This window comes from Acetobacter orientalis (assembly GCF_000963965.1).
Classification (GTDB): Bacteria; Pseudomonadota; Alphaproteobacteria; order Acetobacterales; family Acetobacteraceae; genus Acetobacter; species Acetobacter orientalis.
Window position 1 is genome coordinate 47953 of the sequence record NZ_BAMX01000014.1, and the last position, 14819, is coordinate 62771.

At 53.8% G+C, this 14819-nt stretch carries 14 protein-coding genes; 8 read left to right on the forward strand and 6 right to left on the reverse strand.

Annotated features, from left to right (window positions below; translation table 11 throughout):
• Positions 1 to 16: 16 nt before the first annotated feature.
• The 5 genes from miaA (at position 17) to sodC (ending at position 5289) form a co-directional block, all read left to right on the forward strand.
• Complete coding sequence (miaA, locus tag Abor_RS05955) at positions 17 to 1036, forward strand: tRNA (adenosine(37)-N6)-dimethylallyltransferase MiaA (protein ID WP_048840929.1); 1020 nt, start codon at positions 17 to 19, stop codon at positions 1034 to 1036.
• 37 nt (positions 1037 to 1073) lie between these two features.
• The gene (gene ilvB / locus Abor_RS05960; protein ID WP_048840930.1) at positions 1074 to 2888 is read left to right on the forward strand and encodes a biosynthetic-type acetolactate synthase large subunit; all 1815 of its coding nucleotides are present in this window, start codon (positions 1074 to 1076) and stop codon (positions 2886 to 2888) included.
• Between the two features lie 75 nt (positions 2889 to 2963).
• Positions 2964 to 3482 carry an acetolactate synthase small subunit gene (ilvN, locus tag Abor_RS05965; protein ID WP_048840931.1) on the forward strand — a complete coding sequence of 173 codons (519 nt, stop codon included), beginning with the start codon at positions 2964 to 2966 and terminating at the stop codon, positions 3480 to 3482.
• A 53-nt stretch (positions 3483 to 3535) separates the two neighbouring features.
• Entirely contained in the window at positions 3536 to 4555 is a 1020-nt protein-coding gene (gene ilvC / locus Abor_RS05970; RefSeq protein WP_048841099.1) for a ketol-acid reductoisomerase, read from the forward strand.
• Between the two features lie 209 nt (positions 4556 to 4764).
• Positions 4765 to 5289, forward strand: coding sequence for a superoxide dismutase[Cu-Zn] (gene sodC, locus Abor_RS05975; protein ID WP_126621443.1), 525 nt, complete (start codon positions 4765 to 4767; stop codon positions 5287 to 5289).
• Between the two features lie 311 nt (positions 5290 to 5600).
• Here sodC and Abor_RS05980 read toward each other — a convergent pair whose 3' ends face one another.
• The 5 genes from Abor_RS05980 to Abor_RS06000 form a co-directional block, all read right to left on the reverse strand.
• Positions 5601 to 6881 carry an HAD family hydrolase gene (locus tag Abor_RS05980; protein ID WP_048840933.1) on the reverse strand — a complete coding sequence of 427 codons (1281 nt, stop codon included), beginning with the start codon at positions 6879 to 6881 and terminating at the stop codon, positions 5601 to 5603.
• Positions 6882 to 7542: 661 nt separating this feature from the next.
• Positions 7543 to 8874 carry a glutamate--tRNA ligase gene (gene gltX, locus Abor_RS05985; RefSeq protein WP_048840934.1) on the reverse strand — a complete coding sequence of 444 codons (1332 nt, stop codon included), beginning with the start codon at positions 8872 to 8874 and terminating at the stop codon, positions 7543 to 7545.
• 130 nt (positions 8875 to 9004) lie between these two features.
• Entirely contained in the window at positions 9005 to 9430 is a 426-nt protein-coding gene (locus Abor_RS05990) for a hypothetical protein (protein ID WP_048840935.1), read from the reverse strand.
• Positions 9427 to 10629, reverse strand: a complete 1203-nt coding sequence (locus Abor_RS05995) for a nicotinate phosphoribosyltransferase (RefSeq protein WP_048840936.1) — start codon at positions 10627 to 10629, stop codon at positions 9427 to 9429. Before Abor_RS05995 ends, Abor_RS05990 begins: the two co-directional genes overlap by 4 nt.
• Before the next feature lie 106 nt (positions 10630 to 10735).
• The gene (locus Abor_RS06000) at positions 10736 to 12115 is read right to left on the reverse strand and encodes a class II 3-deoxy-7-phosphoheptulonate synthase (RefSeq protein WP_048840937.1); all 1380 of its coding nucleotides are present in this window, start codon (positions 12113 to 12115) and stop codon (positions 10736 to 10738) included.
• A 404-nt stretch (positions 12116 to 12519) separates the two neighbouring features.
• Between Abor_RS06000 and Abor_RS06005 the strand changes: the two genes are divergently transcribed.
• Positions 12520 to 12924 carry a hypothetical protein gene (locus tag Abor_RS06005; RefSeq protein WP_048840938.1) on the forward strand — a complete coding sequence of 135 codons (405 nt, stop codon included), beginning with the start codon at positions 12520 to 12522 and terminating at the stop codon, positions 12922 to 12924.
• A 33-nt stretch (positions 12925 to 12957) separates the two neighbouring features.
• Here Abor_RS06005 and Abor_RS06010 read toward each other — a convergent pair whose 3' ends face one another.
• Complete coding sequence (locus Abor_RS06010; protein WP_048840939.1) at positions 12958 to 13560, reverse strand: IMPACT family protein; 603 nt, start codon at positions 13558 to 13560, stop codon at positions 12958 to 12960.
• Positions 13561 to 13712: 152 nt separating this feature from the next.
• On the opposite strand from Abor_RS06010, the gene uraD reads away from it, so the two are divergent.
• Positions 13713 to 14228 carry a 2-oxo-4-hydroxy-4-carboxy-5-ureidoimidazoline decarboxylase gene (gene uraD, locus Abor_RS06015; protein WP_048840940.1) on the forward strand — a complete coding sequence of 172 codons (516 nt, stop codon included), beginning with the start codon at positions 13713 to 13715 and terminating at the stop codon, positions 14226 to 14228.
• A gap of 146 nt (positions 14229 to 14374) precedes the next feature.
• Positions 14375 to 14761: a hypothetical protein gene (locus Abor_RS06020; protein WP_052946371.1), complete on the forward strand. Its 387-nt coding sequence runs from the start codon at positions 14375 to 14377 to the stop codon at positions 14759 to 14761.
• Positions 14762 to 14819 lie beyond the last annotated feature (58 nt).

Sequence of the window (14819 nt, forward strand, 5' to 3'; positions counted from 1 at the left end):
TGACAGGAATACCCGCATGAAGCAAGCAGCAGCACAGGGTGCCAGCACTGAAAAACCGGCAAAGCAGGTAGCCCTTATTATTGCGGGGCCTACATGCTCGGGTAAGTCTGCTTTGGCGCTGGCTGTAGCGCAGCGGCTTGGCGGTACAATTATTAACGCAGACTCCATGCAGGTTTACAAAGAGCTGCATGTTCTAACGGCCCGCCCAAGCGCAGCAGATGAGCAACTGGTGCCCCACCAACTGTATGGCGTGCTACCCGCAGCCGATAAAGGGAGTGTGGCATGGTGGCGCAACCAAGCGCTTACCGCCATGCAGGCCGCGTGGGCGCAAGGCCGTTTGCCCATTTTGTGTGGCGGCACAGGTATGTATATGCGCGCCCTAACAGACGGGTTGGCTGAAATACCAGATTGCGGAGAAAGCGCTCGGAATGAGGCCCGCACTTTTGTCGCTGAGCACGGGCCAGAAGCCTTGCATGCCCGCTTGGCAGAAATAGACCCTGAAATGGCCGCCCGCCTAAAACCCGGCGATTCCCAACGTATTAGCCGCGCGTGGGAGGTATGGCGGGGTACAGGCCATAGTTTGGCTTATTGGCAGGCACAACCGGGTTTACCCCCAGCCCCTTGCAGTTTTGTGGCGTTGCGCTTGCTCCCCCCCCGGCCAGAGCTACGCGCCCGCATAGCCCAGCGCTTTACCGATATGATGCAGCATGGCGCAGTGGCTGAGGTAGAAAACCTGCTTTCTCAACAGCTTGACCCATCATTACCCGCAATGCGTGCGCATGGTGTGCCAGAGCTTGTGGCGTTACTGCGCGGAGAGTTAACCGAGCAAGACGCCATTGAGCGCTCCGTGCTGGCAACGGGGCGTTATACCCGTAGGCAGGCCACGTGGTTTGCCCACCACGCGCTTTCTGCCCCCGGCCTAACATACACTCTTGATACGTGTATGCCACCTTGTGAGCAATTTTCGGAAAGAAAACTGCACGAAATTATTTCTTTTATTCTTTCCGGGATTGACGCTGCCCAATTGGTTCCTTAAAGATGCGGCCCAACCCAATTTTGGGAGATAGGAAGATATGACACCGAAAACAGCCTCTGCCCCGCAAGCCGCACAGACCCCTGCTACCCTCGCTGGTGCAGAAGTTCTTATGCGCGCCCTTGTAGAGCAGGGTGTCGAGGTTATTTTCGGCTACCCTGGTGGGGCGGTGCTCCCTATTTACGATGCGCTTTTCCGGCAAAAGGAAATTCGGCATATTTTGGTACGTCATGAGCAAGCTGCTGTGCACGCGGCAGAGGCTTATGCCCGCTCTACCGGTAAAGTTGGCGTGGTGCTGGTAACCAGTGGCCCCGGTGCCACCAATGCCGTTACCGGCCTGTTAGATGCGTTGATGGATTCTATTCCGCTCGTGTGCCTGTCTGGGCAGGTGCCAACCGCTCTTATTGGCAACGACGCGTTTCAGGAAGCCGATACAACAGGCATTACGCGCCCCGTTACCAAATATAACTATCTGGTTCGCCGGCCCGAAGATTTGGCCAAAACCGTGCATGAAGCCTTTGCCATTGCACGTTCTGGCCGCCCCGGCCCGGTGCTGATTGACCTGCCCAAAAACATTACAGTGGGTGATGCCCCTTATGTAACGGCAGAGCAGACCAAGCCGCGTACCTCTAAAGTACGCACAGAGCCAGATCACGATGCTGTTGCACAGGCTGTTGCGGCGCTTAAAAATGCTAAGCGGCCCCTGTTTTATACCGGCGGTGGCATTATTAACTCTGGCCCGCAAGCCTGCGAAGGCCTGCGTAAGCTGGCGCGTATTACGGGTTTTCCGGTTACGTCTACGCTTATGGGGTTGGGTGCTTTCCCGGCTACGGATAAGCAGTTTCTGGGCATGCTGGGTATGCACGGCACATACGAAGCCAACTTGGCCACCCACGGGTGTGATGTGCTGGTAGCCCTTGGCAGCCGCTTTGATGACCGCGTGACAGGCCGGTTGGACGCGTTCTCGCCCGACTCGTTTAAAATTCACGTTGATATCGACCCATCTCAGATCAACAAGATCATTCATGTTGACCTGCCAATTGTGGGTGATGTGGGCCGCACGATTGAGCTGATGCTTGCCGAGTGGGAAAAACAAACCCCCTATGCGCATGAAGCCGATCTGGCACAATGGTGGCAGCAGATTGAGGCTTGGCGCGCGCTTGATTGCCTGCGCTTTAAGCAAGACCAAGCAGCCGATGCGGTTATTAAACCGCAAAAAGCCATTCAGCGCATTTATGAATTGGCGCGTGAAACCGGGCGTGAGACCTATGTTTCAACCGAGGTTGGGCAGCACCAGATGTGGGCGGCGCAGTTCTTCAAGTTTGATGAACCCAACCGCTGGTTAACCTCTGGTGGTCTTGGCACCATGGGGTACGGCTTGCCCGCTGCGGTTGGTGCACAGGTGGCCCACCCCAATGCGCTGGTGCTTGATATTGCCGGTGAGGCCTCAACCCTCATGAACGTGCAGGAGTTGGGCACCATTGCGCAGTACCGCCTGCCGGTTAAGCTGTTCATTATCAATAACCACTATATGGGTATGGTGCGCCAATGGCAGGAACTGCTGCACGGCTCACGCTATTCAGAAAGCTACAGTGACGCGCTGCCAGACTTTATAAAGCTGGCAGAGAGCTTCCATGCCAAAGGCCTGCGCGCCACACGCTTGGACGAGCTTGATAGCGTTATTCGTGAAGCTCTGGAGCATGATGGCCCAGTGGTGGTTGATCTGTGCGTGGCAGAAGGCGAAAACTGCTTTCCCATGATTCCGTCTGGTGCGGCCCATAATGAAATGATTTTGGGGCCGGAGCAGGAAGAGCGCGGTGCGGAAGTAACCCGTGAAGGGATGATGCTTGTCTAAGGGCAAGCACACTCTCTTTTGTCCGTGGCGTGGTAATACGCTGTTTTTACAAGCGTGATTTCAGGAAGTTTTACAATGCAGCAGGAAGCTCCCGGTTCTGCAGTTATCTCCCTTCTGGTCGATAACGAAAGTGGTGCACTGGCCCGCATTATTGGCCTGTTTTCTGGCCGTGGTTACAATATTCGCAGCCTAACAGTTGCGCCGGTAGATGAGCACAGCCTTGTCTCTCGGGTGAATATTGTCACGACTGGTACGCTGGCTGACATTCGCCAGATTAAAGCGCAGATAGAACGGCTTACGCCGGTCTCTCGTGCGGTAGACCTGTCTTCGGCAGGGCCGCACGTTGCGCGTGAAATGGCGCTTATCAAGGTTGTTTCCTCTGGCGAAAGCCGTACCGAAGCACTGCGCATTGCAGATGCCTTTAGGGCGCGCGCCGTTGATACAACAGCCTCTTCCTTTGTGTTTGAACTGACCGGTTCAAGCGACAAACTTGATAGTTTCATCGAACTGATGCGCCCGCTCGGCTTGGCGGAGGTGTCCCGCACCGGTATAGCGGCTATCTGCCGTGGGCCGCAGACGATTCAGAACCCCTGACGGTGAAGTACGGCGCCTGAATGAAGGCTGCCACAACAAGGAGCAAAGACCACATGCGCGTTTATTACGACCGCGATGCAGACGTTAATCTGATCAAGTCCAAAAAAGTTGCCGTTATTGGTTATGGTAGCCAGGGCCACGCCCACGCTAACAACCTGAAAGACAGTGGCGTTAAAGACCTTGTTATCGGTCTGCGTGAAGGCTCATCTGCTGTAAAGAAAGCTGAAGGTGCTGGCTTTACGGTTATGACCCCAGACAAAGCTGCTGCATGGGCAGACGTTGTTATGGTGCTGACACCTGACGAAGGCCAGGGCGCGCTGTATAAAGACTCTCTGGAAAAGAACCTGAAGCAGGGTGCTGCTCTGGTTTTTGCCCATGGTCTGTCTATCCATTTCCGTATTATTGAAGCCCGCCCAGATCTGGACGTGTTCCTGATTGCGCCTAAAGGCCCTGGCCACACCGTGCGTTCTGAATACCAGCGTGGCGGCGGCGTGCCTTGCCTTGTTGCTATTGCACAAGACAAATCTGGCAGTGCGCTTGAAATCGCTCTGTCTTACGCATCTGCCATTGGTGGTGGCCGTGCAGGTACGATTGAAACCTCTTTCAAAGAAGAAGTTGAAACCGATCTGTTTGGTGAACAGGCAGTGCTGTGCGGCGGTCTGGTTGAACTGATCCGCGCTGGTTTCGAAACGCTGGTTGAAGGTGGCTACGCCCCTGAAATGGCTTACTTCGAATGCTTGCACGAAATGAAGCTGATCGTAGACCTGATCTATGAAGGCGGCATTGCCAACATGAACTACTCCATCTCTAACACTGCTGAGTATGGTGAGTACGTGTCTGGCCCCCGTGTGATTACGCCTGACACCAAAAAAGCCATGAAAGAAATCCTGACGGATATTCAGAACGGTACGTTTGTGCGTAACTTCATTCTGGAAAACCAGTCTGGTAACGTTGGCTTTAAAGCAACACGCGCCATTAACGATGCCCACCAGATTGAAGCCGTTGGCGAAAAACTGCGTGGCATGATGCCGTGGATTGCAAAATCCCGCATGGTTGACAAAACCAAAAACTAATCTGCCTTCCTGATTTTTTTTCAGGTTTGCAAAAAAGCCCTGCCGCATTTGTGCGGTGGGGCTTTTTTATGTAGCTGATCACTTTTTTGTGCTCTGTATCAAAGAGGCATTTCAGGCGTTTGGGCTGTGGCGCACAATTGCTAAGGTGCAATTTATACTCATTATCTTTCAACGCGAGCGAGTGGCTCATACAAGGAAAGCATATGCACATGTCTCGTTTTACAAAAAACACAGTTCTGGCTTTGGGTCTTATGCTGCTGCCCACACTGGCTTGCGCGGCTGAAACCGCAAGCGGAGACCTACTGGGCACAGACGGTGCAGTGCACGGGCACGTACAGGTAACCGCGGCCCCTAAAGGCGTTATTGTGCGCGTTGAAGCCAAAGGGCTAACACCCGGCTGGCATGGCATTCATTTTCATGAAAAAGGGAGCTGCGAAGCCCCTAAATTTACAAGCGCTGGTGGCCATGTGCACACAGTAAAACCTGTTGTGCACGGTTTGCTTAATGAAAAAGCAAATGATGACGGTGACCTGCCCAACCTTTACGTAGCAGCAGATGGTACTGCTACAGTAGAGCTTTATTCTACATTGGTTGCCCTGAAAGGGGATGCAAAACGGCCTAACCTGCTGGATGCTGATGGGGCATCTTTGGTTATTCATGCCAACCCAGATGACTACACCACACAGCCAATTGGTGGTGCCGGAGACCGGGTGGCCTGTGCTGTTCTCAAATAAAAAATAAACAAAACGGGCGGGGCTTTAACGAGTGCTCGCCCGTTTTATTGAAAATATTTTCCCTAAAAAAGAGCATTCATAGCTTATCAGCACAGTGTTGCGTATTGGGGCCAAAGTAAGCCGCCTTACTAGCTTAGGGCTTAATTCAAAAAGTGAATGTTGAGCTTAGCTGCGTATTTTTGTCGCTCAATGCCTAGCTTAAGCGCACTTGTATTGCTTTGTGCGCGCAAAAAGACCGTAATTGCAGACTGAAAATAGGGTCAAAAGTGGACTAAGCAGTTTTTAAAATAGCCTTTTACCATAATACGCTATCAGGGCAGTTGGGCCATTGTGTCGCCTAGAAAAATGCTGGCCTCAGTTGGGAGCCATTCCCCTGTGTTTTCGTCGCGCCCTTGCAAAACAAGGCGTGGGGTGTCGAGTGTACGCATTTCTGCAGCCTCTTTTAAAAAAGGCATCATGGCATCAGATTGTTTGCGGTTTATGAGACAGCACAGCGGTGTGTCTGCAAATGTTTTTATGAGGTCGGCTGTGCTGTCTTCTCCGGCAATAATGGCCAGAGGCGGGCCTTCGCGTTTGCTGACCATATATTTTTTAATAAGTGCTGTTTTGCCTTGCTCGTAAGGGAAAGGTACATTGGCAGCTTCTAAGGGCAATAGGGTTTTGTGGTGCTCTTCTAGGCGGGCACCAAAGACGTGCTCACGCGGAATATTGTAGCCATACTCGGTCGATGTTGCAAAAATGGCTGTGCATTCCTCAAGAGATGCGGTGCAGATAACGGGGTCTATGCCGTGTTCTTGCATAATTTGAAACAGGTCTGATATTTCTGGGGTTAAGCGTAAAGCCTGCGTAATAGTGGCACTTACTGGGCCGCCTACACCAGCGCGCTCTGGCGGGCAGGCCCATTTTATGGTGCCAATGGCTTGGCCCAAATACCACTCGTTAGCGGCACGGCTCATGGCAACAACATCTGTTAAGGTGTGGCCTGCTGCAAGGCTTACCAGCCAGCGCTGTGCGATCTCGCCACCATGAAGGGCGGTTAAAGCGTGGTGGTAAAAGGCCATACGGGCTTTAAAGGCCAGTACGGTGGGGTCTTGTTGGAGTTCGTCTCGGGGTAATGGGTGCGGGCGGTGCCCGTAGCGGGCGGCAAGGGCACGGTAGTCTTCTAAAATATCTTGCACCAATGTGTGCAGGCTTAGGCGTTTGCCATCTTGCGTGGTGAAGGGCAGAGGGAGAAGTTTTTCGGCACCGTGCGAATGTAAAAGTTTTTGAAATTCATGTGCTGGCAGCAAAAACGCAAAATGCTCTAGCATATAATGGAATAATGTAAGCTGTACGTTGCCGACAATGGCTGTTTCGTCCCAATCAAATACAATATAGGGGCGTTTTTTATGGTCGTAGTGAGCGGAATATTGACCGTGCGCGACCATAAGGGCTTGCAGGCTGGCGCGTGTTTTTTGTGCCCATTTTAGGGTTTCAAGCGTGGGGGGCGGCACGTCAGAGGGGTCATAATTATGGGCCTGCGCCATATGCGGGGCTGCGGCCATAGCTGCAAGACCAAGACTGAAAGAACGGCGGCTTAAAAAAGCTGACATGCGTGATCCGGGGTCTGGGCATAAAATGAAGAAACAGGCTTAAAACGCCTAAACTGCGTTTGGCGTAAACATAAGAGTGCCGGAAGTTTTGCAGCCTGTCACGTTAAGAGGCTGTGTAAAAAGGCTTGTACGTGCAGCAATGAAGGTAAATTTCGCAGCAGTGTTTGGGGTAGAGCGTGTGGCAAAAGGCGCGTGTCGAGGCTATTGGGCCTGTTTTGTGGTTGAATGGGCGGTTTTGTAGCAACGCTGCTTTGGCAGCAAGAGCGGAAAGAAGCTGCTGTACGTGCTCAAAGACAGGCGAGGCTGTAGCTTATAGAGTTTTGTGGAGAGGGGACACTCTAAGTACGGTGCAAGGGCTGCATGTTAATTCAAGCACCGTGGCGGCGTGTAAAGCTAACGGTGCTTAGCGTAAAAGAACGTGGAGAGCTGGCCCTAAACCAAGCAGGTTTGGAACCATTTTCTGAGTGGCTGAAGCCGTAAAAAGCGACAACACAGCCCAAAAACGAGTGGTGCAGCGCAAGCCGTAGCGTTGCGGAAATTGTGCGCTCCGTTGTTTGTTGAGAGCACTAAAACGCAAGGGCCTGCATATAAAAAATGCCTACTGGCTCTTGTTATAAAAAAAAGCGGAAAGCCCAAAGAGCCTTCCGCTTTTAAAAGCGCTTTAGTTGCCGCTACCGGGTAGCAGGCGGGCGAGTACGCGTTTGCGGCCCATAAGGGGTAAAAGCTCGCGTAGTTCTGGCCCGTTTTCTTCACCCGTTAAGGCCAAGCGTAGCGGGTGGAACAGGGCTTTACCTGAGCGGCCCGTTTTTTCTTTTACAGCCGCTGTCCAGTTTTTCCAGGTTGTGGTGTCCCATGGTTCTGCGGGTAGCAGGCTGGCGGCTTCTTTGGTGAAGGTGGGGTCTTCTTCAGCCGGGGGCACAATGTCGCCATACACCACAGCAAACCACTGTTTTGCTTCTGAGAGCATTTCGATATTGGTGCGAATAGCCAGCCAAAATTCTTCTGTAGCACCTTCCGGCAGGCGGTCTGCCACCGCGCTAAAGGGCAGTTGGCCAAGCAGCTTGTGGTTTAGGCCCAGAAGTTGGCGTGTATCAAACCGCGCGGCAGATTTGGAAATGTGCGAGATGTCGTACACTTTGGCCTGCTCGGCAAATGGCTCCAAAATTGGGTCGTCTGAGCTACCAAGGCGGGCCAGATAGGCCACTAGGGCTTCTGACTCTACACCGTCTTGGCGCAGGGTGCGTAAAGACATGGCATCGAAGCGTTTAGACAGCTTGCCGCCATTTTCATCAAGCAGCAGGGGTAGGTGCGCAAAACGGAAATGGTCTGGCCGTGCGCCCAGTGCTTCTGCAATATCAATTTGCACGCCGGTGTTGGTCACGTGGTCTTCACCACGGATAATGTGGGTAATGCCTGTTGCTAGGTCATCTACCACAGAGGCGAGGGTATAGAGCACGGTGCCATCGGTACGTACCAGCACGGGGTCAGAGACAGACGGCAGTTTAACCGTGCAATTACCCATAACCAGATCGCGCCAATTTACAATGCGGTCTGATAAACGGAAACGCCAGTAAGGCACTTTACCGTTGGCTTCGGCCTGCTGGCGCTGCTCGGGGGTGAGTTTGAGCATGGCGCGGTCATAAACCGGGGCGCGGCGCTGGCGAATTTGCGTTTCGCGCTTGGCGGCCAGTTCGTGTTCGCTTTCAAAGCAGGGGTAGAGGCGGCCTGTAGCCTTCAGCTTTTCAATGGCGGCTGCGTAGCGGTCTAGCCGTTCTGTCTGGCGGAAGGTTTCGTCCCACGTAATGCCAAGCCAGTTTAGGTCTGTGCGAATGGCCTCAACGTGGCTTTCTTTCGAGCGGCCCGTGTCGGTGTCATCTATGCGCAGTTGGAACTTGCCGCCATTACGGCGGGCAAATAGGGCGTTAGCTATGGCAAGGCGGGCATTGCCAACATGCAGCATACCGGTGGGGCTGGGCGCGAAACGTAGTTTCATGAAGTCTCTATACTGGTCTGGTGGTGTAAAATGCTCTCCCACCCCTTCTAGCGCATTTTTGTTCTAAAAAGAACGCCGCAGGTGGGGTGGAGGTATGCGCTACCCCGTATAGGGGCAGCAAGGCGGTGGCTTAGTGGTGGGTTGGGGGTTCGTCGTCTTCTGTTTCTATGGCAGAAAAGGCGAGTTCCTCTTCCTCATCAATCAGGCGGCGGGGGTCTAGGCTGCGCCAGTCGCGCTCCATGGGGGTGGCGCGGGTGGCGGTAAAATCATCCAGTTCGTTAGCTGAGTGCCAGCCGTCATCTCCGGCATCGACCACTACGGCGTCTTCACCAAAGGCCAGCCATGCGCTGAGCACATCTTTGGCAGAGGCACCGGGTACGCGGCAGCGCTCTACACTGTCGCGCACGTAGCTGCGGGCAAAGGCGTTGGCGTGGGCTAGGTCGTGAAAGCCGCCAACTTCTTCTAGGCTATCGTCGTCTTCTGCGCCACCGGAGGAGAGGTCAAGAATACGCACGCGCCATGTCTTGTTGTCGTCCGTGGTGGGGTTTTCTGTCATGCAGAGGGGCCTTTCTGTGCTGCGCGGGCAGAGGGGAGAAGAAATTCACGCCCAATTTTAACCCGCTCAGTTCCATTATAAGAGACTATATCGGCTGTGGCGTAGGTTTCGTTCCAGAGGTCTGGAATAAAGGAGCCTGTGCCGACAACATCTATTGGGGCTTTGGCATCTGCCATGCAGGCGCATTTGGTAACCCCAAAGCCAGATGAGGCAATAATTTTAACATGCGGGAAGCCTGCCTCATCCAACGCATCGCGCATGCGCCATACCGCTGCGGCTGAAACGCCGGTGCCAATAAGGTAGCGCAGCTCTGTGTCTGAGCGGTAACGGCGCAGGGCTTGGGGGGCGTGGCGGTCTACCACCGCGTAAGATTCTTGCGGGTTTAACCCCTCTAAAAAACGCCCGCCGTGGGTATCTAGGCGCATGGCCAGCTTGCCTTGGCCCGCAAGGTCTGGAAAGCGGCGGCATACGGCCAGTGCGTCTGTTATTTCTTTGCCAAAGTAATCAACCAGCACCACTAAATTGGTGTCGGGGTAAATTTCGCTAAACATTTCTGCGGCCCGTACGGTCGAGCCTGCATAACCAATAAGGGCATGCGGCATGGTGCCGTAGCCCTGCGTGGTGTCAAAGAATGGGGCAACGGCATCGTTTGCGGTGCCGACAAACCCTATTGCGCCGTCACGTTGGGCAGCACGCCCACCGACCGAGGCCGCATAGGCCATAAGTTCTTGCATTTCGTAGCCAGCGCAGTGGCGGGCATCCATAGCGAGAAAGCGCGTGTGGGGCAGAGAAAGGGCAATTTGGTACGCACGGTGGGCGGCCACGCAGGGGCTACCGAGCTTTTGCAGCAAAAGCGTTTCCAGATCGGCCAGATGCGTGAAAGAGCCGGTAATGTAGACAAGGGGTTCACCCGCGCCAACCCATTCACCCTCTGGGTGCACAATGTCTACCTTATAAGGGGCATTGCGTTGGGCCATAACATTTTTAAGCCACTCCAGCATAAGGCCCGGTGCAGAAATAACCGGCCTGCGAATGAAGTAGGCGTAAGTCACCTCGCAGTCTCCAAAGTGAGAGACAATTTGCTTGGTGCGGTTGAAGTAGGAATCCGTGCGGGCGGTAATAACGGAGTCGGGGAGGGGAGAGGCGGAAGAGGCCGTTTCTACGCCGGGCGTATTCGTACCAAAACTAGGCTGCACCATCCTTATCTCATCTCCATTCCAATTAGGACTGATTGGATGATGGGGGTTCGGGGTGGTGCGGTAAAGGCACCCCCCGGTTCTGTGATCGAGCTTGTGCCCGAAAAACTTAACGTTTGCCGGTGAGCTGCTCAGCCATAAGGAAGGCAAGTTCCAAAGACTGTTCAGCGTTCAGGCGGGGGTCGCAGAAGGTTTCGTAACGGTCTGCAAGGTCAGATTCTGTTAGGCAGTGTGCGCCACCAACGCATTCTGTTACGTTTTGGCCGGTCATTTCCATATGCACACCACCAGCATGCACGCCTTCTGCCGCGCACACGTTAAAGAAGCCAGTGACTTCTTTAAGGATGGAGTCAAATGAGCGTGTTTTGACCTTTTGCGTGGTAGAAATGGTGTTGCCGTGCATGGGGTCTGTCAGCCACGTAACGGTGCGGCCTGTATTTTTAACAGCACGCATAAGTGGGGGCAGATGGTCTTCAATTTTCTCTGCACCCATACGAGAGATAAGCGTAATACGCCCGGCTTCATCGGTTGGGTTGAGAATATCGAGTAGTTTTTCAAGGTCTTCCACCGTGCTGGTGGGGCCAACTTTAATGCCCAGCGGGTTCCGTACGCCACGCAAAAACTCAACATGGGCACCATCTGGCTGGCGGGTACGATCCCCAATCCAGATAAAATGGGCTGAGCAGTCGTACCATTCGCCAGAGGTAGAATCGACGCGGGTTAGGGCCTGCTCGTAAGGCAGCAACAGGGCCTCGTGCGAGGTGTAGAACTCGGTTTCATCTACTTGCGGGGCAGAGGCGGCATCAATACCGCATGCCTGCATGAAGGAGAGGGTCTCCCCAATTTTTTCGGCCATAACGCTGTAACGGTCTGCCAATGGAGAGCGCTCAACAAAGTCTAGGTTCCAGCGGTGTACTTCGTGCAGGTTGGCGTACCCCCCGCGTGAAAAAGCGCGCAGCAGGTTTTGAATGCCAGCAGACTGAAAGTAGCCGGTTTCCATGCGGGCAGGGTCAGGAATACGGGCTTCAGCCGTAAATTCTGGCCCGTTGATGATGTCGCCACGGTATGAAGGCAGGGTAACACCGTTGCTCGTTTCCGTATCTGACGAGCGGGGCTTGGCAAACTGGCCAGCCATACGGCCCAGCTTAATAACCGGCACTTTGGCGCCAAAGGTAAGCACCACAGCCATTTGCAACAGCACGCGGAAGGTGTCGCGCACCACATCGGCTTTAAATTCGCTAAAGCTTTCAGCGCAGGCCCCGCCTTGCAGCACAAAGGCTTTGCCTTGGGCCGCTTGCGCAAGCTGGCTACGCAGGCGGCGTACTTCACCTGCAAATACCAGTGGTGGGTAGGCGCTCAGGCGGCCTTCAACAGCTTTCAGAGCAGCGTCATCTGGGTAAGTCGGCATTTGTTTGACTGGAAACGAACGCCAGCTATCCGGCATCCAGGTAGCAGACGTCGGGCGGGGCTGGGCGGGCGAGGCAGTCATGGACTTGATCCTGTCAGTTTGGGCTGTTCTTGAAAGGTGGGGTGATACAGAAAAAAATGTAACCCCCGCAGGCTAAAAGCCACGAGGGACGCCTTTATGTCCAAAACCGGCGGGATACGCAAATTTTGTTGCGGCTCTGTGCGCCGTGGCGCAACCCTAAAACAGGGCAATGTGCCGTGGTTATGTGCGCTTTGTTGCTACAGCATAACAGCCGGTAAGCTGGTATGTTTGCAATAAACGATTTTATTTCAAATGGTTGCGGGTAATTTCGGGGGTATTGCTCAACAGAGCAGTACAAGTTGGATTTTTTTGTCCGTTGGTGCGATACTAAAGACTTATTCCCTGCATGCTACGGTGTAAGGTGCAGAGTTAGTTGTCCAAATTTTTTTGTGGGGTAACGCGCAATGGCGCAAGTGCTTAAACCAACATGTTTGCTTTTGGCTGGCCTAAGTGTTGGTGCAGCTCTGGTTTGTGGCGTACCCGCAGCCAAAGCCGCACCGGGCTTAACGCCAGATGGCGATATTTCTTTTAGCGATGGCAGCGGTGCCTACGGTGCACAGGGGCAGGACAGTAAATCTGCCGAGAAAAAGACCGTGCATGGCCACCGTAGCTTGCCACCGGGCTACCAAGATGCGCCGTCTATGGAATTTAACCACGGTGATGACCCAGACCATTTGGCAAAAGTGCACCGTGACGGCGTAACCGGGGCAGACCTGTCGCGCTATGGGTCTGCCTACCAGAGCAGTGGCCCATTTGGTGATGGCCAATTGGGCGATTCAACTGGTAACGGTTGGGTTACGCACCGCTAAAAAGGCGGGCCTGCTTTTCTGGCCTTAAGGGCGTTAGGGTGCCTCTTCTACTACCGCAATATGGGTCTGCCCACTTGTAAGATCCATCATGCGGTGGGTGAAGTCTTGTTGCTGAGCTAAGGGTAGAGTGAGCACAAATTGTGCGCCCGTTGCATCAAACGCAGGGGGTGTGGCGTCTATGCCCCATTCTTGCAAGCGGGCTTGAATAAGAGACAAGAGCGAAAACGGGGCGTGAAATGTTAGGCTTACGCGTTCGATAATAGGCTCTTTTGGGGCCTCGCGCAGGCATTCAGCCGCTGCGCCGCCATAAGCGCGTATGAGCCCACCAGCCCCTAATTTAATACCGCCAAACCAGCGTGTAACCACAACCGCTACACGGTCTAGTTTTTGGGCGGTTATAACCTGTAAAATTGGGCGACCAGCCGTGCCTGATGGCTCGCCCGCATCGTGGCAGCGGCATTGCGGGCCAACTTGCCATGCCCAGCAATGGTGGGTGGCTTCTGGCTCTGCCTGCATAATGGCGTGAATAAAGCTTTCTGCGTCTTCAATGGTTTTTACAGGTGTCGCGCGGGCCAAAAAACGGCTTTTGCGTATTTCCTGCTCTTTTTCAAATGGGCCGGTCAAAGTTTCTGTCATGGGGTATAGCCATACCAAGCCGCACAGGGTTGCGCAAAAAATGGCGGCACGGTGGCCCAGACTACCCTAAAAATGAACGGACAGTTTCTGCACGCGTTTGCTAAGCTGGTTGTGTGCGGCGCACTGCCTGCACCAAAAAATGTGGGGGTTTTATGACTGAAGACGCCATGATTGCTGTAAACAAGCTAAGCCGAGATGCGTTTATTGCCCGTTATGGCTCTCTTTACGCCAATGCAGACTGGGCTGCAGCAGAGGCCTATGCCTGCCGCCCTTTTGTGTCTCTAAAAGCCCTTAATGCAACGCTGAGTGCAATGATTGGCGCAGCACCGCAAGAGGCGCAACGGCGGGTTTTGCGCGGGTATGTTGGGTTAGAGACCCTGTTAGCCGTTGCCTCTGGCGTGCCGCAGGCACCAAGTGGTGTACCGGCAGGGCTTGACCGGCTTGCGCCAGAAATTTTTGCGCAGTTTAGGTCGTTAAATAAAGCGTATGAGCACCGTTTTGATATGCCGTTTATTCTGGACATGACGGGTTTAGAGGCTACCGACGTTATGGCGGCGTTAGAAAGTCGTTTGCAGCATAAGCCGGAGGTTGAACTGCATGTAGCCTTGCAGGAAATTACCCGCATGGCAGAAGCTAAGTTGCTGACCATGCCGCCAGTATTGGCCTAAAATTATAGGCGGGTTGGCTAAGCACGTTTTTGCTGTGCTGGTTATAAGCGCCCTTAGCCAACAGGTGCAGATTGCGCCGCCTGCCAAAACAGGGCAAAGATGAAACCCACTCAAGTTGTAGAAGCGTTAGAGAGGGTGATTGCGGCATGGCATATCGGGTTCGTAAAGGGTGCTTCCTCATGATGGGGTTTTTGGCGCTGGCTACCCCCATTGTTGCGGCACACCCCGTTATGGCTGCAGATGATGAAGGCGGCGGCGATGGTGATGAAGAAGGCCATAAAGGGCCAGACATGCACAAGCTTGCTGCTAAACCGCCTTTGCCACGTGCACATAAAGATTTCAGTAAATTTCGCTACGTGCCGCAGGGCGATAAAATAAAAGAACAGGCAGATGCAAACCGCCTGTTTTTTTGGACACCAGATGGTAAGCCAGATGGCTACGCCCAACGCCGTGGTAGCAATATTATTTACTACGATGCCCAAGGCAAAGCCATACGCGTACAGCGCCTGCAACCCGGTGAGCTTGAGGATTGAGGGCTAACCCAAGTCTCTGGGGAGACTATGTGCAAATTAAAGCTATGCACTGCGCTCT